Source organism: uncultured Bifidobacterium sp. (assembly GCF_959020155.1).
In the GTDB taxonomy this organism is placed as follows: domain Bacteria; phylum Actinomycetota; class Actinomycetes; order Actinomycetales; family Bifidobacteriaceae; genus Bifidobacterium.
Genome location: NZ_CAUERC010000010.1, coordinates 1 through 24,556 on the forward strand (window position 1 = coordinate 1; position 24,556 = coordinate 24,556).

Genomic DNA, 24,556 nt, shown 5'->3' on the forward strand with positions numbered 1-24,556 from the left:
TGGGCACATGATTTGATTAGAATGGTGAAACGTGACGACAAGCGAAGCAACTATGCAATCCGAGCAGTCAGCCGGATCGGGCGAGTCCATGGCAGCCAAGCGCGCCAGATTTGAACAGCTCGCCATGCCCGCCGTCAATGCACTGTACCGGCAGGCGATGAGGCTGACCAACAATCCCGATGACGCGCAGGATCTGGTCCAGGACACCTTCGAACGCGGGTTCAAGGCCTTCGACTCATTCCAGCCGGGCTCCAACTTCGAGGCGTGGATGACCACCATCGAGCGCAATGCCTACTTCAACCAGTATGCCAAGGCCAAGCGGCGCCCGCAGCGTGCCAACGACTCCACCGGCGAATACGACGACTGGGACATTTACGATGCCGCCGAACATACGTCGGACGGGCTCAAGTCCGCTGAAGAGGAATATTTGGACGCCTTCGCGCCCGAGGAAATCATGGCCGCGCTCGCCAAACTCTCGCCGGAACGCCGGCAGGTGTTCATCGACGCCGCCATCGACGGCAAGTCCTACCAGCAGGTGGCCGATGAGCAGGGCGTGAAAATCGGCACGGTGATGAGCCGCCTGAATCGCGCCCGCACGCAACTCAAGCGTGAGCTCGCCTCGTATGCGAAAGAGCGCGGGTACGTGACTGGTTCGTCGGCTGGTTCACCATCCGCGAAGTTGGGCGAAAACGTTGGTCGAATCGCCGATTCCGGCCATAATGGAAGTAGTGAACAAACTGTTGGTAGCAATGGCGACACGCAAGCCGCAGTGAGACATAGTCATGCGACTGGCGCCCGCACGCCACAACAGTCAAGCAAGCTTTCGGGAAAGGAGATCTGATGAACGATCAGCCGGTAGAGCGTACTCGCCATATCTCCATAACCCGTACGGGGGCCGATGGCATGGTCAGCCAGACCGAAGTGCATATCACGGCGGTGCATCATCGTTCAGTGGATACCGGCTCGGCCTCTGCGTCGGTCCAGGCGGACGTGCATATCGTTACGGAGGGCGACTGTTTTGACCCCCGTACCTGCTGCGACGAGCGTGAACAGGCGTTGATTGCCGCGTTGCGTGCCTACTTGCGCCCGGATGTGGCACCCGAATGTCTGATAGCCCGGCTCAAGGCCACGCTTGATCACTGCTGCGGCGAAGATAAGTAACGACATATACAACAAGGCCCGTCTGATGTATCATCAGACGGGCCTTGAGCGTTCCATAAGAAACGCGAAGAATCAGGCGTTAGGACGCTTGCCGTGGTTGGCGGCCTTCTTACGACGATTCTTGCGCTTACGTCCGCGCATGCCCATGATGGACTCCTTTGCTGCAGTAAAAAAATAAGCCTTCGGAATTATGCCACATGAGCACGACGTGATGCAACACGGGTGTCCATGTGGCGATGAGCGTCAGGCTTGGCTATTCGGTTTTTCAGATTTGTTCGGCGTGGAAGGTGACCACGGTGGTGTAGTCATCGCCCGGCTCGAGCACAACCAGATCCTTGCCGGTGCGGAAGGCGTCGGCGTAGGCGGTCATCGGTTCGACGGCCACGCCGGCCTGACGAGCCTTCTCGCCGATTTCGTTGCCGGTGCACACCTGCCAGGAGTTGATGGTCTTGTCGCCAGTCAGCGTGACCTTGATGCCGTCGGGGCGGGTGAACACGGCGGAAGTGCTGCCGTCTTCACCGCGGTTGGTGATATCGGTCCAGGCATCGTCGAAGCCACGTCCCTCCAGCGTGGGGTTATCGCGCAGGTCGAAGATGCCGGAAACCGGCTCTTCACCGGTGGGCAGCAAGTGTTCGTCTACGGTCACGTGGGTGTCGCAGTGCAGCTCAAGACGGCAGGGCTCGTTGTCGGCGGTAATGGCCTGACCGGTGGCGTGCTTGCCGTTGGCCAGCCACGGGTGGATGCCAAATGCCCACGGTGCCTTCACGCTGTCGTTGTTGTGCACGGTGAAGGTTTCCGTGAGACCGTTCTCGTCAAGTGCATAAGTGGCGGTGATGGTGATATCAAACGGGTAGCCGGCGATGTCGGGGGAGCGCCAGGAGAGCGTCACGTGTGATTCCTGCAAATCAACGAGCTCCCACATGTAGCGGTAGGCATAGCCGTGCAGGGAGGATTGGCGGTCGAACTCGTCGATCGGCATCTGGTAGTCTTCGCCATCGAAAGAATACTGACCATTGGTCACTCGGTTCGGGTACGGTGCCAGCACCCAGCCGTTGCAGCAGGGAATGACCTTGTTCGGGTCGAAGGGGACGATGAGGTCTTCGCCGCGCCACTTCAGCTCGCGCAGGCTGGCACCCAGTTCGGTGACGACGGCACTCCATTCGCCGGACGAGATGACATATTGGTTACCAGTGCGAGGCTTCAAAGCCATAGTGCACACTCCTTTGTGGAACAAATTGTTATCGCTCACAATCGTATCGCATAAGTCCCAAGACGCGGCGGCACATAAGGATAAAAAATTGGCTCCCCTCTGGAGGGGAGCCAGCGTAACAGAACTACTTCTGGACTACTTCGTAGCGGACCACAGTGGTGTAGTCGCCGTTGGGGGCGAGCGTCACCAAGTGGTCACCAGTGCGGAAGGCATTGGCCGGGGCGGTCATCGGCTCGACGGCGATGCCATACGGATGCTCGGCGAACGGTGCGCCAGTGGCGGTGTAGCACTGCCAAGCATTAATCGTCTCATCGCCAATGATTTTCACTTCGATACCGTCCGGGCGGGTGAATGTGGTGGTGGTCGTACCATCGGCGGCACGCTCCACGTCAACCCAGGCATCATCAAAGGCGCGGCCTTCGAGCGTCGGGCCATCGTTCAGGTCGTAGATACCGGTAACCGGTTCGGTGCCGGTGGGAATCAGCGCCTCGTTCACCGTCACATGACTGGCGGCCTTAATCTGCAGGTGGCAGGCGGCGGAGTCGGCATCGCGTTCGGCGGCAGTTGCGCCCTGCTTGCCGTTGGCCAGCCACGGATGCAGGCCGAGAGCCCACGGTGCCGGTTCGTCGCCATCATTGCGGGCATTGACGGTCGCGGTCATGCCGTTGTCGCCGAGTTCGTAGGTGACGGTCACGGTCACATCGAACGGGTATCCGTCCAGGTTGGGGAAGCGCAGCGAAAGCGTCACGGCGCTATCGGTCAACGATTCAAGCTTCCACATGTAGTGGTAGGCGTATCCGTGGTTCGCATTGTTGCGCGGTGCGGGATGATATTCGTTAACCGGCGCGCAGTAATGCTTGCCATTGAAATCGTATTCGCCGTTTTCGATGCGGTTTGGCCACGGGGCCAGCACATAACCGTTACAGGTGGGGGTCAGGTCGTTGACGCCGAACGGGCAGAAAATTTCCTTGCCTTGATAATCGAATCGGCGAATCTTGGCGCCGAGTTCGCAGATGACGGCGGAATAATCGCCATAGTGAATCGAATACTGATTTCCGGTGCGTGGTGTTTTACTCGTCATGGAATCACTCCCGTAGTGAGGTTGGTGGGCCGGTAGCTCCTGCTATCGCTGGCCCCAGTCTAGCGCGTCTCCTCTATCGAGGCGGGGATTGGCGATATGCGGCATATAATAAACAATTCGTATAAACACGGTAGCAATACGTGGAGTGACGAGTCTCACACCATCATGCGAGAAGCACGTGGATTCCTTGGAAACCGGTGATTTGTGGGAGACGCGGAAAAGTTGTGACGGCAGATTCCTGTAATCCCTGCCTTACACTGGAAAACACTATTGACGTTCAGGAGGTTCCGATGACCAAAAGCGTTGTGCTCGCTGATCCGCGAGGCTTCTGCGCGGGTGTGGACCGTGCGATTCTTACCGTACAGACCATTCTCAAAGCCGCGGAGGCTTCCGGAAAGCGGACGCGCGAGGATGGGCTGCCCCCGGTATATGTGCGCCGGCAGATCGTGCACAACAAGCATGTGGTCGAGGACTTGGCCGGGCAAGGCGCGGTGTTCGTCCAGGAATTGGCGGAGATTCCGGATGCTGCTGCCCAAGCGGGTATTCCGGTGGTGTTTTCCGCCCATGGCGTATCTCCGGTAGTGAAGGCGGAAGCCGGACGTCGTGGCATGCATGTGGTGGATGCCACCTGCCCTCTGGTGGGTAAGGTGCACCGTGAGGTGCTGCGTTTCGTGCGCGAGGGGTATGAAATCGTCTATATCGGGCATAAAGGTCACGATGAAGCGGTCGGTGTAGTGGGGGAGAGCCCCGAACACGTGCACTTGATCGAGCATGAATCGGATGTCGATTCGCTGGATTTTGCGCCCGACACCAAGCTGGTGCTGCTCTCGCAGACCACGTTGAGCGTGGACGAGACCGCCGATACCATTGCCGCGCTGAAGGCCAAATTCCCTTGGATTCAAGAGCCGCCGAGTTCGGATATCTGCTATGCCACGTCGAATCGTCAGGCTGCGGTCAAACTGGTGGCCCAGCAGTCCGATTGCGTGGTGATTGTCGGATCGGCCAACTCCTCGAATTCCGTGCGACTGATGGAGGTGGCGCAGGAGGGCTTGGGGGAGCGCGGCAAAGCGTATCGCGTGGATGATGCCAGCGAGCTTGACCCGGCATGGTTCGAGGGTCTGGAATCCGTAGGTATCTCCTCGGGTGCCTCCGTACCGGACGAACTGGTGTCCGGTGTGATTGACGCTCTGCAAAACTTGGGCTTCACCGGTATGAAGTCCGTCGAAACCATCAAAGAAAACATGCACTTTGTGCTGCCGGCGGAGTTGCGCAGGAAGAAGTAGTCATTCTTGGCTCCCCTCCGTGAGGGGAGCCAAGAACGGTCACCACGTGCCGATTGGTGCGGCAACGGCGTTCAAGACCTTGAGCAGGTCCTGTGGATTCACGCCCACAGACAGGCCTCGCTTGCCGCCGGAGACCAGAATTTGGTCGAATTGCAGGGCGCTTTCATCCAACACAGTCTTATGACGTGTCTTCTGGCCTAACGGCGAGATGCCGCCAACCACATAACCGGATTCACGCATCGCCACCTTGGGATCGGCCATAGAGGCCTTCTTGGCACCTACGGCTGCAGCCAAGGCTTTCAAATCCATATGACCGCTCACCGGTACCACGCCCACCACGCGTTCGGCACCGGTGTCCGCCATCAACGTCTTGAACACCTGATGCTCGTCGAAGCCGAGCTTGGTGGCCGCCTCCACGCCGTAGCCGTCATCCATATGGTCGTTGGAGTGCTCGTATTCGTATACGTGGAATTCCACGCCCGCCTTCTCCAGTTGGACTGTCGCCGGAGTGGAACCCGCGCCCTTATCATGCTTGCTTTTCTTTGCCATGATTACCGTTCTACTACGAAGAAACCCCCGCACAAGGCGGGGGTCTCACAGCTTAGTTCTCAAACGAACCGTAGCGGCCTAGACCGCAATGGTTCACTCGGAGATCTCAGCGAAGTACAGCAGGGTACGGATCATGTTGGAGGTGAAGCCGTACTCGTTGTCGTAGAAGGACACGGTGCGAGCCAGGGTCACGCCATCAATGGTGTTGACGTCGGTCTGGGTCGGGTCGAACACGCCACCGTGGGTGTCGCCGAGGATGTCGGAGGAGACGATGCCCTCATCGTTGTAGCCGTAGTAATCGGTGTCGGAGAAGGCAGCCTTGAAGGCGGCGTTGATCTCGTCGGCGGTGGTCTCGGTGTTCAGAACGGTGGTCAGCTCGGTGACGGAGCCGTCCGGAACCTGGACGCGCTGGGCGTGGCCCTGCAGCTTGCCGTTCACGGACGGAACGACCTTGCCGATGGCCTTGGCAGCGCCGGTGGAGTGGGCGATGGTGTTGATGGCGGCGGCGCGCAGGTTGCGGCCGGTCTTGGTGCCACGCGGGCCATCGAGCAGCATCTGGGTGCCGGTGTAGGCGTGGATGGTGGTCATGAAGCCGGCCTTGATGCCGAACTTCTCGTCCAGCAGCTTGACCATGGCGGCCATGGAGTTGGTGGTGCAGGAACCGGCGGAGACGATCACGTCGGAAGCCTTGAGGATGTCGTGGTTCACGCCGAACACAACGGTCGGGGTGGTGTCATCCTTGGCCGGGGCGGAGATCAGGACCTTCTTGGCGCCAGCGTTGATGTGAGCCTGGGACTTCTCGGCGGAGGTGTAGAAGCCGGTGCACTCGAGCACGTACTCAACACCGTCGTTCTTGACCCACGGAATGTTGTTGGCGTCCTTCTCGGCGTAGACCTTGTATTCCTTGCCGTCGACGATGATGGAGTCTTCGGTGGCCTTGACGTCAACCGGAGTGCCATCGTCATGACGGAAGGTGCCGTGGGTGCTGTCGTACTTCAGCAGGTAAGCCAGGGTAGCCGGGGTGGTCAGATCGTTGATGGCGGCAACTTCAATGTCACCAGCCTGGCCGCCGCGAGCCTGCAGCTCGAAGATGCGACGGAAGGCGAGACGACCAATGCGACCGAAGCCGTTGATACCAATCTTAACTGTCATGTAATTCTCCCTTGTAGGGTGGCCTTGGCGCGCTTTGGCGCACCGGGCCATTGTTTACCAACAGTTGCTACTGTAATGCCGACTCTGTACACATGGCAACGTTTCAGCGTGCGTTTTGGGCAAAAATGCCGTATTTTCTGTGAGCGCTCACAATTCGGATTGCCCGCAACCGACATGTGATTTTTCCTCTCCTTTGGAGGAATGTCTCGAATCATCATGAGCAAGCGCGCGGCATGCAAGTCAGCGAACCAGCAGCTTGGACACTGCGGTGTCCAGCTCGCCGATATCGCCGCCAAATTCGTGGAATCGACTCACCTGAGGCAACGCCACCTCGATGGGGAAGGTGACGATCAGTGTGCCGTGCTCCACGCTGATGGCCGCGTCCACGCCGTCGCGGAACTCGTTGCTGACCCCCTGCACCACCGTATTGGTCAGCGTGCCGTCTTTAAGCTCATATTTCAGCCCCGGCTCGTTCACGCCAAGCGAAACATCGGAGTGGGAGAACGCAGACACCATGCGGCCGTCCTCGGGCACCGGATGCGCGGGGAACGAAAGCCTACCATCGGTGATGGCCGTGACGATGAGCCCATCACCATACAGATACCCGCTTGCCCCATGCCGGGCCAATAATGCCATCAGTTGAATGCCGGAAATCGTATGGTCAATGCGGCCGCCCAAACCGCCATAGACATGGAATTCGCGGCAACCCGCCGACCAACCGACCTTCAGCGCGGAGAGCATGTCCGGATCGTCCTTCAGCGCGGGCAGCGCGATGGTGCGCACATCGGTGCGGGGCGGCCGGCCCTCCAGCGAATCGAAGTCGCCCACCACCACATCGGGCACGATACCCAACTGGCGCGTATGGTCGAGCCCGCCATCGGCCGCAATCACATACGCGCCGGCCGGCACCACGGGCGTGCCCGCATAGTATTCGCCCGCACCAAAAATCACGCATACCTGAGTCATGATGCCTACTGTAGCCGGTATCCACCCATCGGCCGGGAAAATGCTGATAGGCTACGCATCAGAACAGTAGTCGATAGGCGCACAGGCAGGGGAGCGGAGCGATGGCACAGATCACCGAGGCAAGCGAACGGCCGATTCTCAAATCAAAGATATTCCTCTACATCACCGAATTCTTCTCCGGCATGTCCGCTGATCTACTTCATCTCGATCAAGGCCAAGCGCATCGCCTGCGTGGTCAGCGCCGTGATCTTCGTGGCCACGTCCTGCGTCTCGCCCCTGACCGGCTTCGCGTTCTGGGAAACCAACCTGGCCTATGAGGGCGAGTCCATCTACAACTACCTGCAGGTCAAGAACCTCTCCGACCGCACGATCCTGTCCACCAACGTGCTGTTCGGCGTGCAGTCCGTCACGATGAAAGACAAAGGACTGACAGGTATGTACTACGACACGGCCCTGGCTGCGCCGGCGCTCGCCGACAATGCCAATTCCGCGCTGATCCTCGGCATGGGCACCGGCACCTACGCCCGCCAGCTGAAGCAGTATTATCCGAAAATGAACATCACCGGCGTGGAGATTGACCAGAAGATCACCGATCTGGCCGGCGAATACTTCGATGAGCCCGCCGACATCCCCGTGACCACGTATGACGGCCGAGCCTGGCTCGCCGCCTCGCATGACAAGTACGACGTGATCATGGTCGATGCGTATCAGGACATCACCATTCCCTTCCAGATGAGCTCCACCGAGTTCTTCACCATGGTCAGAGAGCACCTGAACCCCGGCGGCGTGATGGTGGTGAACATGAACATGATCTCGGACGGCCAAGGTTCGATCAACGAGGCGTTGAGCGATACCATCGCCAGCGTGTTCGGCAATGGGAACACACTGACGGCCGACGTGCCGAACACCACGAACCGTGAACTGTTCGCCAAGAAGCCGGGTTCCGGCTCCGAAGAGAACTCCATGCAGCAGGCCTCCAAGGCGCTCAACCTGCGTGAGACCACCTACGAGCGCACCGGCAGCGAAGATCTCGAATGGTATATGGAAGAGGTCGCCTCTCGATTCCGGAAGGTGAACGAACCGGACTCAGCGTCGACTATTCTCACCGACGACAAGGCGCCGGTCGAAGTACTCGGCATGCATGCCATCGATCAAATCATCGCCGATGAGGCCGGCCCATATCGGCAGATTCTCAAAGACGAAGGCTTCGGCGGTCTGCTGCGCGCCGTGCAGTAGGTTCGACACACGGACCGCGAATGTCCGGGCGTATGGTAGACTTTCTATTTGGCTTGAGAAATCAAGAAAGCGGGGCAACCCCACCTGGAAGCCTTTCAAGGCCTCGGGTTCAAGGCAAACAGCCTAGCGATTGCGATATACAACGCGTAATCAGGAATGACGCAAAGAACTGATATGCGTCTGCAGAAGCTGAGCGCATATTGGCGCGGGCTTTGGCTTGCCATGAACCCAAAGCATTGAACAGGACTCCAGCAAAGGCCCTCGCCACGGAATTGAAGTAGAGGATTGGAGTCATCATCAGCGACGAACCACGTATTAACGACGAGATTCGCGTCCCGCAGGTACGCCTGATCGGCCCGAAGGGCGAGCAGGTGGGCGTCATCGCGACTTCCGTCGCGCTGAACCTGGCCAAGGAGGCAAACCTCGATCTCGTCGAGGTGGCCCCGAACGCGAAGCCTCCGGTCGCCAAGCTCATTGATTACGGCAAGTTCAAGTACAACGAGAAGATCAAGGCTCGTGAAGCTCGCCGCAACCAGAGCACCGCGGAAATCAAGGAGATTCGTTTCCGCCTGAAGATTGACGACCACGATTTCGACGTGAAGAAGGGCCATGTGACCCGCTTCCTTAACGGAGGCGACAAGGTCAAGGTCACCATCATGTTGCGCGGTCGTGAGATCTCCCGCCCGATTGGTGGCGTGGAACTGCTGCAGCGTCTGGCCGACGATGTCGAGGAATACGGCACCGTCGAGTCCAAGCCGAAGCAGGAGGGCCGCAACATCATCATGACCCTTGCGCCGAAGGGCAAGAAGGTGCACACCCAGTCCGAGCAGCGTCGTCGTGGCGCCGAGTCCCGCGCCGAGCGTCAGGCTCGCCAGGCGGCTCGTCTCGCGGCCAAGCAGGAGTCTCAGGCTCAGGCCGCGGCCGACGCGCAGTCCGCGATTTCTCAGAAGACTTCCGACAAGAAGCAAACCAGCAAGGAGGGCAGCAATGCCGAAGATGAAAACTAATTCCGCCGCTTCCAAGCGCGCCAAGATCACCGGCACCGGCAAGGTGAAGCATGTCGGTTCCGCCATGCGCCACAACCTCGAGCACAAGTCCGCTCGCAAGCGCCGTGAACTGTCCGCCGACGATGTGCTGCGCGGCGGCCAGGCCAAGAAGCTGCACCAGCTTCTGCAGAAGTGAGCATAGGGCTTACCCGGAAATAACAAGACTTTAGAAAGCTGAGGAATAGATTATGGCACGTGTCAAGCGCGCAGTGAACGCCCACAAGAAGCGTCGCGTTGTTCTCGAGAGGGCTTCCGGCTACCGTGGCCAGCGCTCCCGCCTGTACCGCAAGGCCAAGGAACAGCTGCTGCACTCCTTTAACTACAACTTCCGTGACCGCAAGGCTCGCAAGGGCGACTTCCGCAAGCTGTGGATCCAGCGCATCAATGCTGCCGTCCGCGCTGAGGGCATCACCTACAACCGCTTCATCCAGGGCCTGCGTCTCGCCGGCATCGAGCTGGATCGTCGCGCTCTGGCTGAGATCGCCGTCTCCGACCCGGACACCTTCAAGACCATCGTGGACGCCGCCAAGGCCGCCCTGCCTGAGGACGTCAACGCTCCGGTTGAGGCCTGATTGCTTGAAGTCGTGACTTCACACTAGAAACCCCGCTTCCGAGCGGGGTTTCTTTGTACCATGGGCACTATGACCAACGGATTCACCAGACTCACCGAGCAGTTCCTCGTCCACATCGGCGTGGAGCGAGGGCTCGCCACGGCCACCGTCACCGCCTACGAATCCGACATCGCCAAATACATTGATTGGCTCGAAACCCGCGGCATCCACGAACCGGACGCCATAACCAAACAAGACGTCGAAGACTACATCGCCGCCCTTGACCAGGCGGGGGAGTCCGCCCGCTCCAAAGCCCGAAGACTGGCCTCGATCCACGAATTCCACCGTTTCGCGCTCGGTCAGCACGCGGTGACGGCGGATGTTTCGGCCGCAGTCAAGGCGCCCAAAGGCGCCAGCACCCTGCCCGACGTACTCACCGTGGACGAGGTAACCCGTCTGCTCGACGCGGCGGCAGTCGGCGGCTCAACCGATCCGGTGGTATTACGGGACAAGGCCCTGCTCGAATTCATGTACGCCACCGGCTGCCGCGTCTCGGAAGCCACCGGTGCGAATCTGGACGACATCGACCTGGACGAGCACATCGCGCGACTCATGGGCAAGGGCTCCAAGCAGCGGCTTGTGCCATTGGGCAGTTACGCATGCCGGGCCATCACCGCATACCTCAATGCGGGGCGTGGCGAGTTGGAACAGCGCTCCAGCGCCAAGATTCCCGAGAGGCGCGCACTGTTTCTCAACAAACGCGGCAAGCGCATCTCGCGGCAATCGGTATGGGAAATCGTCAAAGCAACCGGGGAGCGGGCCGGCATCACCAAACCACTCCATCCGCACACCTTGCGCCATTCCTTTGCCACGCACCTGATCCAAGGCGGCGCGGACGTGCGCACCGTGCAGGAACTGCTCGGGCACGCCAGCGTGACCACCACGCAGATCTACACGCACGTAAGCCCTGAAACCCTGATCGAAACGTATCTGACCTCACATCCCAGAGCGCGGTGAGACACACCATTTTGCGACGCGTCCGCCCATAGCGGAATCGCGGCGGGGGAGCACCAAAGTCGGCCGGAAATTCAAGGCGTGACAATACAGTACATAACAGCGAACCGTCAGCCAGGAAGAGGTATTCATGCTGCAGATCAAATCGATCTCGAAGCGCTATAAAACCGGTGATTTCGTTCAGCAGGCGCTTGACAAAGTCAGCCTGAACCTACGCGACAGCGAATTCGTCGCGATTCTGGGTCCCTCGGGTTCCGGCAAGACCACCTTGCTCAACATCATCGGCGGCCTCGACCGGTATGACGACGGCGATTTGGTGATCAACGGCATCTCGACGCGCCAATACAAGGATCGCGATTGGGATTCGTACCGCAACCACACCATCGGCTTCGTGTTCCAGAGCTACAATCTGATCCCTCACCAGACGATTCTGTCGAATGTCGAACTCGCGCTGACGATTTCCGGCATCGGCAAGGCCGACCGTCGCGAACGTGCGCGCAAGGCGCTGGAGAAGGTCGGACTCGGCGAACACATCAACAAGAAGCCAAACCAGCTGTCCGGCGGCCAGATGCAGCGCGTGGCGATCGCCCGCGCACTGGTCAACGACCCGGACATCGTCCTGGCCGACGAGCCGACCGGCGCGCTCGATTCGGACACGTCCGTGCAGATCATGAACCTGCTCAAGGACGTGGCCAAGGACCGCCTCGTGGTCATGGTCACCCACAACCCCGAACTTGCGGAACAATATGCCACGCGCATCGTCAACCTGCGCGACGGCGTGATCCGCTCCGACTCCGACCCGTTCGTCGTGGACGAGACGGCCGAACAGCCGGCCGTGTACAAGACGATGGGCCGCGCGTCGATGTCGTTCGCCACGTCGCTGGCGTTGAGCTTCAACAATCTGAAAACCAAGAAGGCGCGCACCCTGCTGACCTCGTTCGCCGGCTCGATCGGCATCATCGGCATCGCGCTGATTCTATCGGTGTCGACTGGCGTGAACACATACATCAGTGACATCCAGCGTGACACGATGACCGCCTACCCGATCACCGTCGACTCCCAGACCTTCGACCTGAGCAGCATGATGGGCGGACAGATGGGCGGCGATGACGGATACGGCGGCAAGACGCACAAAACCGACGGCATCTACCCGGACGACCGCAGCGTCAAGCAGGCGTCCAGCCTGACCAGTTCGATTACCGAAAACAACCTGACCCGCTTCAAGAAATACCTGGATAATTCCAAGAGCGAGATTCACCAGTATGTGGGTTCCACCGGCATCCAGTACACATATGACGTGAAATTCTCCGTGTTCGACCACGACCCCGACGGCACGCTGGTCAATGCGGACGGCGTGACGATCGGATCCAGCGACTCTGCCTCGATGGCCTCGCAGATGGCGTCCACAAGCTCGTCCGGCATGTCCGGCACCTCGTCGATCACCTCGCAGCAGATGTCGATGCTGACCGGCAAAACCGATGAGAACGCCGCGCCCGACTCGTTCAACGAGATCATGCCGGGAGCGGACGACAGCAAGCTCGTAGGCAAGGTTATCACCGACAACTACCAGGTGGTCAACGGTTCATGGCCGAAGTCCAAGGATGAAGTGGTGCTGGTGCTTGACGACAACAACAGCGTGCCGCTGACCACGCTGTACGAGCTCGGCCTGCTGCCCGCCTCCGATTACCACGAGATGATGTCCAAGCTCAACGCCGGCGACAAGGTCAGCACTCCACAAGACAAGATCGACTATGCTAAGGCCCTCGATCAGACGCTGTACATGATTCCGGCATCCGACCAGTACGTCAAGGGCGATGACGGCCACTACCGTTTCATCGGCAACGACAAGGACGAAATCGAACAGCGCCTCGAAACGGCCACCAAACTCAAGGTGGTGGGCGTCGTCAAGGCGAAGAAGGATGCTTCGGCCACGCCGTTGGCCGCTGGTGTGGGGTACGCGCGCGCTCTGACCAATGATTTGATCGACCGTGCGGCCTCCAGCGCCATCGTTACCGATCAGAAGGCCAACCCGAACACGAACGTGCTCAACGGCATGACGTTCTCGCCCTCGGACGATGCCACCAAGGTGGCCGACGCGCGCACCTACGTGGCTTCGCTGGGCGTGACGCAGAAGGCGAACATGGCCAAGTCGATGATGAGCGCCGGGCAGCAGTCCGGTACGGGCGCATCGGACGCCGCTGGTGCTGGTGCTGCAGGTGTCGCTGGCGCGGCGGGTGCCGGCGATCAGGCCGCCGCCATGGCCGCGATGAGCGAACAGCAGCTCGCCGACAGTTTCGACGCGTATATCGCCACGGCTTCGAACGACGTGCTTGTCGCGATCTACGACCAGTACGTGTCGACCGGCACCTACGACGACAACCTCGCCGCATTCGGTGTGGTGAGTCGTGACGCGCCCAGCTCGATCAACATCTACGCCGACAGCTTCGAAGACAAGGACCACATCGCCGACGCGATCACCGACTACAACAACACCGTCTCGAAGAAAGACAAGATCACCTACACGGATTACGTTGGGCTCATGATGAGTTCGGTGACCACCATCGTCAACGTGATTTCCTACGTGCTTATCGCGTTCGTGTCCGTCTCGCTGATCGTCTCCTCGATCATGATCGGCATCATCACCTACATTTCGGTGCTGGAGCGCACCAAGGAAATCGGCATCCTACGCGCAATGGGTGCCTCGAAGCACAACGTATCCCAGGTGTTCAATGCGGAGACCGGCATCATCGGCCTATGCTCCGGCCTGTTGGGCGTGGGCTTGACCGTGCTGCTCAATATTCCGATCAACGCCGTGCTACACCACTTCATCGGCAATGCGGACGTCAATGCCGCCCTGCCGGTGACCGGTGGCGTGGTGCTGGTGATCCTAAGCGTGGTGCTCACGCTGATCGGCGGCCTGATTCCCTCGCGTAAGGCAGCCAAGCAAGACCCGGCCACCGCACTGCGCACCGAGTAAGCGCATCGACATAGTACGAGACGAGATCCATAAACCTCGGAACACTGGAATACCAGCGGCAAAACGGTGTTCCGAGGCGAGCCCGGCGAGTACATTAGGATGGGCGAGCAGGTATTCCCGACAAAGGGGGCGAGGGCAACGATGGACGACTGGCGAGATACCCGCGATAAAGACAGCGCATTCCGTCAAGGAACGCTGCCTATGACAGGAACGTATGTCGTTGCACCCCCAGCGAACCCGGATGTTGATAAGGTAGACAGTATGCCTACCGATTTGCTTGGACGTGAATACGAAACCTTCCCCGCACCCGAACCGCTGCAACAGCACGGTCCGGCGCGTGTCATTGCCATGTGCAACCAGAAGGGTGGCGTAGGTAAGACCACCAGCTCCATCAATATTGCCGGTGCGTTGGCCCAGTATGGCCGCCGCGTGCTTATCGTCGATTTCGATCCGCAGGGTGCCGCCACTGTGGGACTGGGCGTCAACGCGAATACCGTGGAGAACACGATTTACACCGCGCTGTTCGATATTTCCGTGGACCCACATGATGTGGTGCAGCACACCGCATTCGAGAACATCGATGTGATTCCGGCGAACATCGATTTGTCCGCCGCCGAGGTCCAGCTGGTCACCGAAGTGGGCCGAGAGCAGATTCTGAACAGCGTGCTGCGCAAGCTCAAGTCGGAATACGATCTCATCATCGTCGACTGCCAGCCATCGCTCGGCCTGCTCACCGTGAACGCGCTTGCCGCAGCTGATGGCGTGATCATTCCCGTGGCCGCCGAATTCTTCGCCTTGCGCGGTGTGGCCCTGCTTATGCAGTCCATCGAAAAAGTGCAGTCCCGCATCAATCCCGCATTGGAAGTGGATGGCGTGCTCATCACCATGTACACCAAGACACTGCACTGCGAAGAGGTCTGCCAGCGCGTTTACGAGGCGTTCAGCGAAAAGGTGTTCCACACGTTCATCTCCCGCTCCATCAAACTGCCCGATTCCACGGTTGCCGCCGCGCCCGTGGTGGTCTATGCCCCTGAGCACAAGACATCAAAGGAATACCGTGAGGTGGCACGTGAGCTCATTGCTCGCGGCATCGTGGCGTAACGATTATTTCGATAAACGATGAATGAGACTTCCCTTTCTCGGCTCCCCTCTCTGAGGGAAGCTGGCTCGCGTAGCGAGGCTGAGGGGAGCTCCGCGGAAGCCGAAATCAGCACGGAGGAATCCGCCACTTCCGGCTTCCGGGTCAACCTCGAAGTCTATTCCGGTCCGTTTGATGCCTTGCTCGGCATGATCGCCAACAACAGACTCGAGCTGACCGAAGTTTCCCTCTCCTCGATCACCGAGGAATTCCTGACATACGTGCGCGGGCTCGATTTCACAAAAAACATGGATGAGGCCAGCGCCTTTCTCGATATCGCCTCTATTCTGGTCGAGGCCAAAAGCGTGGCGATTCTGCCCGGCGGCGAAGACAGCCAGCACGACGAGCAGAGCCTCGAAGTGCTGCGCGAACGCGATTTGCTGTTCGCCCGACTCCTCCAATACCGCGCCTACAAGCAGGCCGCAGGTGATTTCCGGGCGCGTATCGCCGCCAACTCCGGCCGATTCCCACATCCGGCGGCCATGGACGAGGGCGTTGCCGCCATGCTGCCTGAGCTGGTATGGACGCTGACTCCGCTCGAACTCGCCCAACTGGCCGCCCAGGTCATCGCCAACGCGCCCGCCTCCGAAGTGTCGATCCATCAGCTGCACGTACCATTGGTCGATCTTCGGGCCCAATCGCTGGTGGTGCGCGACCGGCTGATCGCGGCATTGGAATCCAAGGGCGACCAGTCGATGTCGTTCAGCGAATTGACCCGGGACTGCGCTTCTCGTATTGAGGTGGTGGCTCGGTTCATGGCCGTGCTCGTGTTCTTCAAACAAGGTGTGCTGCAGTATCAGCAAGATGGTCCGTTTGCCGAACTGCACCTGAGGTGGGTACCCGGCGTAGACGAAACGATGAGCGACGTGAACATTTCCGAAGGCGATTTTGCGTAAGGACGGCGATTGGTGACTGAACGGATTGACGCAACGAATGCAACCGAACACATGGCGGATGCCGAATCGACGGCTGAATCCGCAAAGGCCGCGGTGAGGGGAGTGGAGGAGACGCGCCCCGAATACGTGGATTTCACGGTAGACGATTTTCCCGGCGGGCTGCCCGCCTGTCTGGAAGCGATTCTGATGGTCGCCGACCAGCCGCAGACCGCCACCGAGCTGGCCCGTATTTTGGCATTGGACCGCAACACAGTCGAAGAGGCATTGCGAGCCCTGCACGATGACTATGAGGGCGATGAATCCCGTGGCATCCGCCCGCGCGGCTTCGAACTGCGCCGCACCGCTCGCGGCTGGCAGTTCGCCAGTCGCGCCGCGTTCGAGCCGGTCGTCTCATCATTCGTCACTGACGGCCAGACTGCGAGACTCAGTCAGGCCGCACTGGAGGCGCTTGCCATCGTGGCCTATCGCCAACCCGTCACCCGAGCCCAAGTGGCCGCGATCCGCGGTGTCAACTCCGATGGCGTGATTCGCTCGCTCACGGTACGCGGCCTTATCAAGGAAGACGGCGTGGACCCCGAATCCCGCGCGGCCCTCTTGGTCACCTCCGAATTCTTCCTCGACCAAATGGGCCTGAAGAGTCTCGACGAACTACCCTCCCTAGCGCCGTTCCTCCCGTCCGTCGCCGAAATGACACAGTCGAAATCGGAAGATACGGACGTGATTTCGTAGCGATTGGGGCCCGCTACCTGGCCAATATTCGTGCGCTGGACCATCCAATATGTGATTTATGGTCATTGTGACTATAAGTAGTGCTATGCTCTCAATGCAGGGAGAACAACCGGTATGGAAAGAGGCATGGCATGGGATTCGGCAATGTGTCCGAGCGCCGCAGCGCACCGCCACAGGTCGGCGTGTCAGTGGTGATTCTGGCACTCGGCCCGGAAGGCGATACCGGCAACAGTGCCGCCGATTCCGGCAATGCCGCGAACTCGGCCCATTCCCGTCTCTGGTTGCCCCTGGTCAAGCGCGTCCGTCAGCCGTTCCTGGGCTGCTGGGCGTTGCCCGGCGGTGACCTGCGCTCCGACCGGTCGTTGGAACAGTCTGCCTACGCGGCCCTCGAATCGACCACAGACCTGCACCCGCGATACCTCGAACAGCTGTACACCTTTGGAGGCCCGACCCGATCCCATGGCGGATTGCCCATGGTGTCCGTCGTGTACTGGGCGCTCGTCGGCCAGACCGAGGCCGCGGGCTTCGAGGACGGTGACAACGTACGATGGTTCCCCGAAGACGAACTGCCCGAGCTGGCGTTCGACCATCGCCAGATCATCGACTACGCGCTGCTCCGCCTGCGCTCCAAAATCGAATACTCCGACGTGGCCACCCGACTGCTCGGCCCCACGTTCACCCTGCGCCAACTGCACGGCGTCTATGAGGCGATTGGCGGCGAACCCCTCGACTTGGCGAACTTCCGCCGCAAAATGCTTGCCTCGGGCGACCTTGAAGACACCGGGGAGAAGATGCGTGAAGGCCGCCAACGACCGGCCACCGTCTACCGCTACATCCCCAAACGACCTGTCGAGAACGGTACGCCCCACGAATCCGATGGCGACGACATCATGGAACTGTCCAGACAAGGCGAGCGTGAAGACGCTCTCGACGCGCTGATCCCATCCGCGCGCATCTGATTTTTCCCGCCGACCCGATTCGGGCCGGCATCACAGACGTATATAGGAAAGGAACCACTATGACTGCACTATTCACTGCGCCGTCCGTTGACGAGATCATCGCCAAGCTGGGCGCGCAAAGCACCTGCGATGCAGGACTGACCCAGGACCCATGGCACTTCGACACCACCACACCCAGCTACGGTCCCGGTGCCTCGATGCTCGACCGTCTGCCCGCCAACGCGCCGCGCCAGCAGGTGCTGCCGGACGAATACCGCAAGGCCTCCGACGAGGAACTGCAGCAGCGCATCTCCGACGCCAAGCAGCGTCTCGGCTCCAAACTGTTGATTCTGGGCCACTTCTACCAGCGTGACGAGATCATCAAGCACGCCGATTTCGTGGGCGACTCCTTCCAGCTGGCCAAGAACGCCACCGAACGCCCGGACGCCGACCACATCGTGTTCTGCGGCGTGCACTTCATGGCCGAAACCGCCGACATCCTTTCCACGCCCGAACAGAGCGTGACCCTGCCCAACCTGTCTGCCGGCTGCTCGATGGCCGACATGGCCAATATCGACCAGGTCCAGGAATGCTGGGACCAGCTCGGCGAGATCTGCGGCACCCAGCCGGACTCCGATGGCTTGCAGCAGATCATCCCGGTCACCTACATGAACTCATCCGCCGCACTGAAGGCGTTCTGCGGACGCAACGGCGGCATCGTATGCACCTCTTCCAATGCGCACGCCGTGCTGGAATGGGCGTTCGCCCGCGGCAAGCGCGTGCTGTTCTTCCCGGACCAGCACCTGGGCCGCAATACCGCCCGCGCCATGGGCATTCCGCTGAGCGAGATGCCGCTGTGGGATCCGTTCAAGGCACAGGGCGGCGCCGCCGATCCGGCCGATTACGCCCGCGCCAAGATGATTCTGTGGAAGGGCTTCTGCTCCGTGCACCAGCGTTTCACCGTCGAACAGGTCGAACGTGCCCGCAAGGCATACCCGGGCGTCAAGGTGATCGTGCACCCCGAGTGCTCGATGCAGGTGGTCGATGCCGCCGACGGTACTGGCTCCACCGCGTACATCGTCAAGGAGATCGCCAACGCGCCCGCCGGATCCGCCATTGCGGTGGGCACCGAAATCAATTTGGTGAACCGTCTGGCCGCGCAGTACCCGGACAAGACCGTGTTCTGCTTGGACCCCGTGGTCTGCCCGTGCTCCACGATGTACCGCATCCACCCGGCCTACCTGGCTTGGGCTTTGGAGAACCTCGAAGCCGGCAACGTGGTCAATCGCATCACCGTGGACGAAGACACCGCCCGCGAAGCCAAGGTGGCACTGGAGCGCATGCTGCGCGTTCACCCGTGATCCATCCCTGACGCCCCTCGTACATGAGGGGAGCTGTCCGCGTAGCGGACTGAGGGGAGCAGATGACGCAAAAACAGAGGAAAGCAACACAATGAGCAACACTGAAATCGTCGTCGTGGGCGCAGGCGTCGCCGGACTGTCCGCGGCACTGGCCGTGGCCGGTACCGGACACGACGTGACCTTGGTAACCAAGGCCGAACTGGTGGAATCAAACACCTATCATGCGCAGGGCGGCATCGCCGCGGCCATCTTCTCCGACGACGACCCGAAGCTGCACGCCGCCGACACCATGGCCGCGGGCCACGGCCTGTGCGACCCGAAGGCCGTGGACATCCTCACCCGTGAGGGTGCGGAGCGCGTCCGCGAGTTCGCCGCGGCCGGCGTCCACTTCGACCGCGACGCGCATGGACACATGCTGCGCGGCCTGGAAGCGGCTCATTCGCGCGCCCGCGTGGTGCATGCCGGGGGAGACGCCACCGGCAAAGTGTTTGAACTGGACGTCTCCGCCATGGTACGCAAGAACCCGCGCATCCACATCATCGAGAACGCCTTCCTCAAAGATCTCATCGTGCGGGACGGCCACATCGCCGGCGTCCACCTGCTGATCGACGGGCAGGACAAGGATCTGGCCGCCGACCGGGTGATCTTGGCCGCCGGTGGAGCAGGCCGTATGTACCCGTACACCACCAATCCGCCGGTCGCCACCGCGGACGGCCTCGCCGCCGCATGGCGTGCCGGTGCCCAGGTCGCCGATCTGGAGTTCTACCAGTTCCATCCCACCGCCATGGCCGTGGGCGAGCACTTCCTCGTCTCCGAAGCCGTGCGCGGCGAAGGTGCGGTGCTGCTGGATGAGCATGGCCACAGGTATATGAAGGACATCGATCCGCGCGCCGAACTCGCGCCGCGTGACGTCGTGGCCCGCGAGAACTTCCGTGTGATGCAGGCGCAAGGCGGCAAGCCCGTGATGCTCGACGTCTCGCCGATGGCCCGCGAGAACCCCGACCTGGCCAGCTTCCTGGCCCACCGATTCCCGACCATCGACGCCTATACGCGTTCGCTTGGCTTCGACTGGAGCAAGGAGCCGATTCCGGTGGCGCCCGCCGCGCACTACTACATGGGAGGCATTCGCACCGATCTGAACGCCCGGACCTCCATTCCCGGCCTGTATGCGGCCGGCGAATGCGCTCGTACCGGTGTCATGGGCTCCAACCGTCTTGCCTCCAACTCGCTGCTCGAGGGGCTCGTCTACGGACGCCGCGCCGGTCTGGCCGCCGTCGCGGACGGTGACGACGCGGTCTGGGCACCCGAACCGTTCCTGAACTCCGCCACCGGTGCCGTGTTCGGCCATGCGCCGATTACGCTGGCTGCTCCTGTTGCCCCCGCCACTACGGCTGCTGCTGACGATACCGCCGCCGACAAGGTGTGGAATCGTACCCGCATCCAGAACACCATGTGGCATGGCGTCGGCGTGCTGCGCGACGAGGCCGGACTGAAAACCGCCATCGCCGAACTCGGCCAAGGCCTCGCCGCCGCAAACGCCCAGGCTGATGTAAACGCCGATGGTGCTGCAAGCAGCGTTGAGGCTTTGGAGAACCGCAACATGCTCACCGTAGGCTATGCGGCCGCCACCGCCGCGCTCGCCCGCACCGAGTCGAGAGGCGCCCACGCCCGCACCGACTACAGCGAGCCAGTCGACAACTGGGCCCACTCCGTCGCCTACATCAAGGACTGACCCATGCTCACATCACACATCATCCGCGTCGCCGTCGAAGCGGCGCTCGCCGAAGACGCGCCCTACGGCGACATCACCTGCGAGACCACCATCCCCGCGGACGAAACCGGCTCGGCCCACCTCACCGCGCGCGAAAACGGCGTGATGAGCGGCATCGACGTGTTCGCCGCAGCCTTCGCCGCACAGAACCCGGCCGTCACCGTCACCGCCGCCATCAAGGACGGCGAGCGATTCCAGCGCGGCCAGATACTCGCCACCGTGAAAGGCCCGGTACGTGACCTGCTCACCGCCGAGCGCATCGCCCTCAACTTCACTCAGCGCATGAGCGGCATCGCCACCATGACCGCCGCCTTCGTGGACGCGGTGAACGCCATCTACGGCGACGATTATGACGGACCCGTCACCCGGCCGCGCCGCTACGAGCGCACCCGCATCGTCGATACGCGCAAAACCACGCCCGGCCTGCGCCCGTTCGAGAAATACGCCGTGGTCTGCGGCGGCGGCCACAACCATCGCTACGGACTGTCCGACGCGGTCATGATGAAGGACAACCATCTGGCGGCGCTCGCCGCGCGCGGCATCGACCTGGCCGGCGCGATCCGCCACGTGCGCGAACAGGTGGGCCACACCACGCATATCGAAGTGGAAGTCGACCGCCTTGACCAGATTCCCGCCGTGCTCGCCGGCGGAGCGGACACCATCATGCTGGACAATTTCTCGCTCGACGACACCCGTCGCGGCGTGGAGCTCATTGACGGCAAGGCCATCGTGGAAGCCAGCGGCAACATGAGCCTGGAGCGAGTGCCAGCCGTGGCCGCCACCGGCGTGGACGTGATCTCCGTGGGCGCGCTCACCCACTCTGTGCGCAGCATCGACCTCGGATTGGATTGGAACTAGTCATGGCCGATACCCCCAACGCATCCGGTGAACCCGGCGAACTGTACCTGGACGCCGCCGCCACCGAATCAGTGAGCCCGGCAGTCATCGAGGCCATGACCCCGTTCCTGACTGAGGCCTACGCCAATCCGGCCAGCGTGCACCAGCCCGGCAAAACCGCGGCCCGCGCGCTGGACGCGGCTCGCGCATCATTTGCCGCGGCATTGGGCGCCCGGCCGGATGACGTGATCTTCACCTCAGGCGGCACCGAATCGGACAATCTGGCCATCAAAGGCATCGCCATGGCGCGCATGCGCAAACTGGGCTTGCGGCCGGTCTACGGATTCGCCGAAGCCGATGGCGAACAGCCGGCAAATTGTCGCCCGCGCATTATCATTTCCGCTATCGAGCACCCGGCCGTGGCCCAATCGGCGGCATGGCTGCACGAATGGTTCGGTTTCGAAGTCGTGCGCATTCCCGTGGATGCGCAAGCGCATCTCGATCTCGACGCACTTGAACGCGAGCTCGACGGCGAGGCCGGCGAACGTACCACGATGGTCTCCACCATGCTGGCCAACAACGAGGTCGGCACCGTGGAACCCGTGGAGGAACTGGTCCGCATCGCCCATGCGCACGGCGTGCCCATCCATGTAGACGCCGTACAGGCCGCCGGCCAGATTCCGATTCGTTTTCGTGACTGGGATGTGGACGCCCTGTCCGTATCCGGACACAAATTCGGCACCCCCAAAGGTCTGGGAGCGCTGCTGGTACGCGGCCGCACACCCATCGAACCGGTGCTGTCCGGAGGCGGGCAGGAACGCGGCCTGCGCTCTGGCACGCAGAACGTGGCCGGTGCCGTGGCGCTCGCCATCGGACTCAACGAATCGAATGCGCGCATGCAGGCGCAGTACCGTGAGTTGGTCGCGTCCCGAGACATGCTCATCGACGCGGTTCGCCGGGTCGCGCCTCGCGCCGACCTGACCGGCGACCCCGAACGCCGTCTGCCCGGTCACGCCTCCTTCATCTTCCCCGGCGTCACCGGGGAAGCGCTGCTCGTCGACCTGGACGCGCGCGGCATCGCTGCCTCATCCGGCTCGGCCTGCGCCATCGGGCGCCACGAGATTCCTGCCACGTTGCTGGCGATGGGCCTCGAACCGTCCATCGCCAAATCGGCATTACGCATGACCTTCCGCAAGCCGCTGACCCGCGAACAAGTCGAACGCATCAGCTTGGCCATCGAAGAGTCCTACACCGACCTGACCCGCCATTAAATCTGACGCCACTTACCAGAAAGGAAACGACGTGAGCACCACCACTTCAGCGCAACCCGCGCAGCTCACCCGCAACGAGCGCCTCGACCGGCTGCCCTTCAACAAGGCGCACCGCAAACTCCTCGTCGCCTCCGGCATCGGCTGGGCATTCGACGCCATGGACGTCGGCCTCGTCTCCTTCGTAGTCGCCGCCATCGCCGCCGACCCGCACTTCAACCTCACCCCGACCGAAAAGTCATGGGTGCTGTCCATCGGCTTCGTCGGCATGGCCATCGGCGCGGCAGTGGGCGGCTTCATCGCCGACCGCGTGGGCCGCAAAACCGTGTTCACCGCCACACTGATTATCTTCGGCATCGCCAACGGTGCCATGGCCCTATCTTGGTCACTCGGCATGCTGCTCGGCGCCCGACTGATCATCGGACTGGGCTTGGGCGCGGAACTGCCGGTCGCTTCCACGCTGGTCTCCGAGTTTTCGCCGACCAAACAGCGCGGCCGCATGACTGTGCTGCTGGAATCGTTCTGGGCCGTCGGCTGGATCGTCGCCGCCATGATCGGCTACTTCGTGATCCCGAACACCGGCGACTGGGGCTGGCGCTGGGCGCTGGCCATCGGCGCGCTGCCACTGCTCTACGCAATCGTCACCCGCGTGCACATCCCAGAATCCGTGCGATTCCTCGAAGCCAAGGGTCGCGAAGACGAAGCCGAAAAGGCCGTGCGCTACTTCGAGGAAGCCGGGGGAGTAGCCCCGGTAACCTCTCCCAAGGGCAAGCCGCTGCCGAAGATCAAGACGCGCGAACTGTTCGGCTCCAAGTACCTGGCCCGCACCATCGCCATCTGGGCCACGTGGTTCTTCGTGAACTTCTCCTACTACGGCGCGTTCACATGGATGCCGTCGCTGCTCGCCGACCAGTTCGGCTCCCTGACCAAGTCATTCGGCTACACGCTCGCCATCTCCATCGCCCAGCTGCCCGGTTACTTCCTAGCCGCCTGGCTGGTGGAGGTCTGGGGCCGCCGCAAGACGCTGAGCATCTTCCTGGCCGTCTCCGCCGTGGCCGCCTTCGCGTTCTCGCAGGCCGGATCTGTGGCCCTCGTGCTCGTGTTCGGCATGCTGCTGTCCGCCTCCAACCTCGGTGCGTGGGGCGTGCTGTACGCCGTGACCCCGGAAATCTACCCGACCCGCCTGCGTGGCGCGGCCGCCGGTGCCGCCGCAGCGGTGGGCCGCATCGCCGCCATCATCGCGCCGCTCCTCATGCCGTGGTTCCTGACCCTGTCCGGCGGCAACAAGGCCGTGGCCTTCATCATCTTCGCCGCCGCCTTCATCATCGCCTGCGTCGCCGCCCTCTGCCTGCCCGAACGCAAAGGCCTCGATCTCGAAGACTGACGGAAGTC

23 protein-coding genes are annotated in these 24,556 nt (G+C 61.4%); 18 read left to right on the top strand and 5 right to left on the bottom strand.

Annotated features, from left to right (window positions below; all coding sequences use genetic code 11):
* The first annotated feature begins 52 nt into the window (after positions 1-52).
* Together Q5H31_RS04150 and Q5H31_RS04155 are read left to right on the top strand one after the other, a co-directional pair.
* The gene (locus Q5H31_RS04150; RefSeq protein WP_302457536.1) at positions 53-841 is read left to right on the top strand and encodes a sigma-70 family RNA polymerase sigma factor; all 789 of its coding nucleotides are present in this window, start codon (positions 53-55) and stop codon (positions 839-841) included.
* Positions 841-1,161 (top strand): hypothetical protein, encoded by a 321-nt coding sequence (locus Q5H31_RS04155; protein WP_007054435.1) that lies wholly within the window; start codon positions 841-843, stop codon positions 1,159-1,161. The genes Q5H31_RS04150 and Q5H31_RS04155 overlap by 1 nt, the downstream gene beginning before the upstream one ends.
* Positions 1,162-1,426: 265 nt before the next feature.
* Here Q5H31_RS04155 and Q5H31_RS04160 read toward each other — a convergent pair whose 3' ends face one another.
* Together Q5H31_RS04160 and Q5H31_RS04165 are read right to left on the bottom strand one after the other, a co-directional pair.
* A complete protein-coding gene (locus Q5H31_RS04160; protein ID WP_007054436.1) occupies positions 1,427-2,371 on the bottom strand; it encodes an aldose 1-epimerase family protein in 945 nt (314 codons plus the stop codon).
* Positions 2,372-2,495: 124 nt separating this feature from the next.
* Positions 2,496-3,452 (bottom strand): aldose 1-epimerase family protein, encoded by a 957-nt coding sequence (locus Q5H31_RS04165; protein ID WP_007054437.1) that lies wholly within the window; start codon positions 3,450-3,452, stop codon positions 2,496-2,498.
* A 269-nt stretch (positions 3,453-3,721) separates the two neighbouring features.
* On the opposite strand from Q5H31_RS04165, the gene Q5H31_RS04170 reads away from it, so the two are divergent.
* Entirely contained in the window at positions 3,722-4,735 is a 1,014-nt protein-coding gene (locus Q5H31_RS04170) for a 4-hydroxy-3-methylbut-2-enyl diphosphate reductase (protein WP_269800134.1), read from the top strand.
* A gap of 39 nt (positions 4,736-4,774) precedes the next feature.
* On the opposite strand, the gene ybaK is transcribed toward Q5H31_RS04170, so the two are convergent.
* From ybaK to Q5H31_RS04185, 3 genes are all read right to left on the bottom strand, one after another.
* Positions 4,775-5,284 (bottom strand): Cys-tRNA(Pro) deacylase, encoded by a 510-nt coding sequence (gene ybaK / locus Q5H31_RS04175; RefSeq protein ID WP_007054439.1) that lies wholly within the window; start codon positions 5,282-5,284, stop codon positions 4,775-4,777.
* A gap of 93 nt (positions 5,285-5,377) precedes the next feature.
* Complete coding sequence (gene gap / locus Q5H31_RS04180; protein WP_007052589.1) at positions 5,378-6,436, bottom strand: type I glyceraldehyde-3-phosphate dehydrogenase; 1,059 nt, start codon at positions 6,434-6,436, stop codon at positions 5,378-5,380.
* A 240-nt stretch (positions 6,437-6,676) separates the two neighbouring features.
* The gene (locus tag Q5H31_RS04185) at positions 6,677-7,402 is read right to left on the bottom strand and encodes a thiamine diphosphokinase (RefSeq protein WP_007054441.1); all 726 of its coding nucleotides are present in this window, start codon (positions 7,400-7,402) and stop codon (positions 6,677-6,679) included.
* Between the two features lie 231 nt (positions 7,403-7,633).
* Between Q5H31_RS04185 and Q5H31_RS04190 the strand changes: the two genes are divergently transcribed.
* The 15 genes from Q5H31_RS04190 (at position 7,634) to Q5H31_RS04260 (ending at position 24,548) form a co-directional block, all read left to right on the top strand.
* Positions 7,634-8,638: a spermidine synthase gene (locus tag Q5H31_RS04190; protein ID WP_007054442.1), complete on the top strand. Its 1,005-nt coding sequence runs from the start codon at positions 7,634-7,636 to the stop codon at positions 8,636-8,638.
* Between the two features lie 284 nt (positions 8,639-8,922).
* Positions 8,923-9,645, top strand: coding sequence for a translation initiation factor IF-3 (gene infC / locus Q5H31_RS04195; RefSeq protein WP_032682519.1), 723 nt, complete (start codon positions 8,923-8,925; stop codon positions 9,643-9,645).
* Positions 9,626-9,820 carry a 50S ribosomal protein L35 gene (rpmI, locus tag Q5H31_RS04200; protein WP_007052593.1) on the top strand — a complete coding sequence of 65 codons (195 nt, stop codon included), beginning with the start codon at positions 9,626-9,628 and terminating at the stop codon, positions 9,818-9,820. Before infC ends, rpmI begins: the two co-directional genes overlap by 20 nt.
* Before the next feature lie 52 nt (positions 9,821-9,872).
* Complete coding sequence (gene rplT, locus Q5H31_RS04205) at positions 9,873-10,256, top strand: 50S ribosomal protein L20 (protein ID WP_007052594.1); 384 nt, start codon at positions 9,873-9,875, stop codon at positions 10,254-10,256.
* Between the two features lie 69 nt (positions 10,257-10,325).
* Positions 10,326-11,252 (top strand): site-specific tyrosine recombinase XerD, encoded by a 927-nt coding sequence (gene xerD, locus Q5H31_RS04210; RefSeq protein ID WP_012471804.1) that lies wholly within the window; start codon positions 10,326-10,328, stop codon positions 11,250-11,252.
* Positions 11,253-11,379: 127 nt separating this feature from the next.
* On the top strand, positions 11,380-14,226 hold the full coding sequence (locus tag Q5H31_RS04215) for an ABC transporter ATP-binding protein/permease (protein ID WP_007054447.1): 2,847 nt from the start codon (positions 11,380-11,382) through the stop codon (positions 14,224-14,226).
* A gap of 261 nt (positions 14,227-14,487) precedes the next feature.
* Positions 14,488-15,327: a ParA family protein gene (locus tag Q5H31_RS04220; protein ID WP_007052597.1), complete on the top strand. Its 840-nt coding sequence runs from the start codon at positions 14,488-14,490 to the stop codon at positions 15,325-15,327.
* Positions 15,328-15,345: 18 nt separating this feature from the next.
* Positions 15,346-16,260 carry a ScpA family protein gene (locus Q5H31_RS04225; protein ID WP_302457531.1) on the top strand — a complete coding sequence of 305 codons (915 nt, stop codon included), beginning with the start codon at positions 15,346-15,348 and terminating at the stop codon, positions 16,258-16,260.
* Between the two features lie 12 nt (positions 16,261-16,272).
* Positions 16,273-16,989, top strand: coding sequence for an SMC-Scp complex subunit ScpB (gene scpB, locus Q5H31_RS04230; RefSeq protein ID WP_041473612.1), 717 nt, complete (start codon positions 16,273-16,275; stop codon positions 16,987-16,989).
* 131 nt (positions 16,990-17,120) lie between these two features.
* Positions 17,121-17,948, top strand: a complete 828-nt coding sequence (locus Q5H31_RS04235) for an NrtR DNA-binding winged helix domain-containing protein (protein ID WP_013410758.1) — start codon at positions 17,121-17,123, stop codon at positions 17,946-17,948.
* A 59-nt stretch (positions 17,949-18,007) separates the two neighbouring features.
* Positions 18,008-19,288 carry a quinolinate synthase NadA gene (gene nadA / locus Q5H31_RS04240; protein WP_007052601.1) on the top strand — a complete coding sequence of 427 codons (1,281 nt, stop codon included), beginning with the start codon at positions 18,008-18,010 and terminating at the stop codon, positions 19,286-19,288.
* Between the two features lie 91 nt (positions 19,289-19,379).
* A complete protein-coding gene (nadB, locus tag Q5H31_RS04245; RefSeq protein ID WP_117772907.1) occupies positions 19,380-21,020 on the top strand; it encodes an L-aspartate oxidase in 1,641 nt (546 codons plus the stop codon).
* Positions 21,021-21,023: 3 nt separating this feature from the next.
* On the top strand, positions 21,024-21,917 hold the full coding sequence (nadC, locus tag Q5H31_RS04250; protein ID WP_013410760.1) for a carboxylating nicotinate-nucleotide diphosphorylase: 894 nt from the start codon (positions 21,024-21,026) through the stop codon (positions 21,915-21,917).
* A 2-nt stretch (positions 21,918-21,919) separates the two neighbouring features.
* Complete coding sequence (locus Q5H31_RS04255) at positions 21,920-23,167, top strand: cysteine desulfurase family protein (protein ID WP_202575309.1); 1,248 nt, start codon at positions 21,920-21,922, stop codon at positions 23,165-23,167.
* Between the two features lie 31 nt (positions 23,168-23,198).
* Positions 23,199-24,548, top strand: a complete 1,350-nt coding sequence (locus Q5H31_RS04260) for an MFS transporter (protein WP_007052605.1) — start codon at positions 23,199-23,201, stop codon at positions 24,546-24,548.
* Positions 24,549-24,556 lie beyond the last annotated feature (8 nt).

Coding starts and splice junctions, on each gene's coding strand:
- xerD (WP_012471804.1), top strand. CDS start 10,326: ATGACCAACGGATTCACCAGACTCACCGAGCAGTTCCTCGTCCACATC.
- Q5H31_RS04150 (WP_302457536.1), top strand. CDS start 53: ATGCAATCCGAGCAGTCAGCCGGATCGGGCGAGTCCATGGCAGCCAAG.
- Q5H31_RS04155 (WP_007054435.1), top strand. CDS start 841: ATGAACGATCAGCCGGTAGAGCGTACTCGCCATATCTCCATAACCCGT.
- Q5H31_RS04185 (WP_007054441.1), bottom strand. CDS start 7,402: ATGACTCAGGTATGCGTGATTTTTGGTGCGGGCGAATACTATGCGGGC.
- Q5H31_RS04225 (WP_302457531.1), top strand. CDS start 15,346: ATGAATGAGACTTCCCTTTCTCGGCTCCCCTCTCTGAGGGAAGCTGGC.
- Q5H31_RS04235 (WP_013410758.1), top strand. CDS start 17,121: ATGGGATTCGGCAATGTGTCCGAGCGCCGCAGCGCACCGCCACAGGTC.
- Q5H31_RS04160 (WP_007054436.1), bottom strand. CDS start 2,371: ATGGCTTTGAAGCCTCGCACTGGTAACCAATATGTCATCTCGTCCGGC.
- Q5H31_RS04255 (WP_202575309.1), top strand. CDS start 21,920: ATGGCCGATACCCCCAACGCATCCGGTGAACCCGGCGAACTGTACCTG.
- nadA (WP_007052601.1), top strand. CDS start 18,008: ATGACTGCACTATTCACTGCGCCGTCCGTTGACGAGATCATCGCCAAG.
- rplT (WP_007052594.1), top strand. CDS start 9,873: ATGGCACGTGTCAAGCGCGCAGTGAACGCCCACAAGAAGCGTCGCGTT.
- gap (WP_007052589.1), bottom strand. CDS start 6,436: ATGACAGTTAAGATTGGTATCAACGGCTTCGGTCGCATTGGTCGTCTC.
- rpmI (WP_007052593.1), top strand. CDS start 9,626: ATGCCGAAGATGAAAACTAATTCCGCCGCTTCCAAGCGCGCCAAGATC.
- ybaK (WP_007054439.1), bottom strand. CDS start 5,284: ATGGCAAAGAAAAGCAAGCATGATAAGGGCGCGGGTTCCACTCCGGCG.
- nadC (WP_013410760.1), top strand. CDS start 21,024: ATGCTCACATCACACATCATCCGCGTCGCCGTCGAAGCGGCGCTCGCC.
- Q5H31_RS04215 (WP_007054447.1), top strand. CDS start 11,380: ATGCTGCAGATCAAATCGATCTCGAAGCGCTATAAAACCGGTGATTTC.
- nadB (WP_117772907.1), top strand. CDS start 19,380: ATGAGCAACACTGAAATCGTCGTCGTGGGCGCAGGCGTCGCCGGACTG.
- Q5H31_RS04220 (WP_007052597.1), top strand. CDS start 14,488: ATGCCTACCGATTTGCTTGGACGTGAATACGAAACCTTCCCCGCACCC.
- Q5H31_RS04165 (WP_007054437.1), bottom strand. CDS start 3,452: ATGACGAGTAAAACACCACGCACCGGAAATCAGTATTCGATTCACTAT.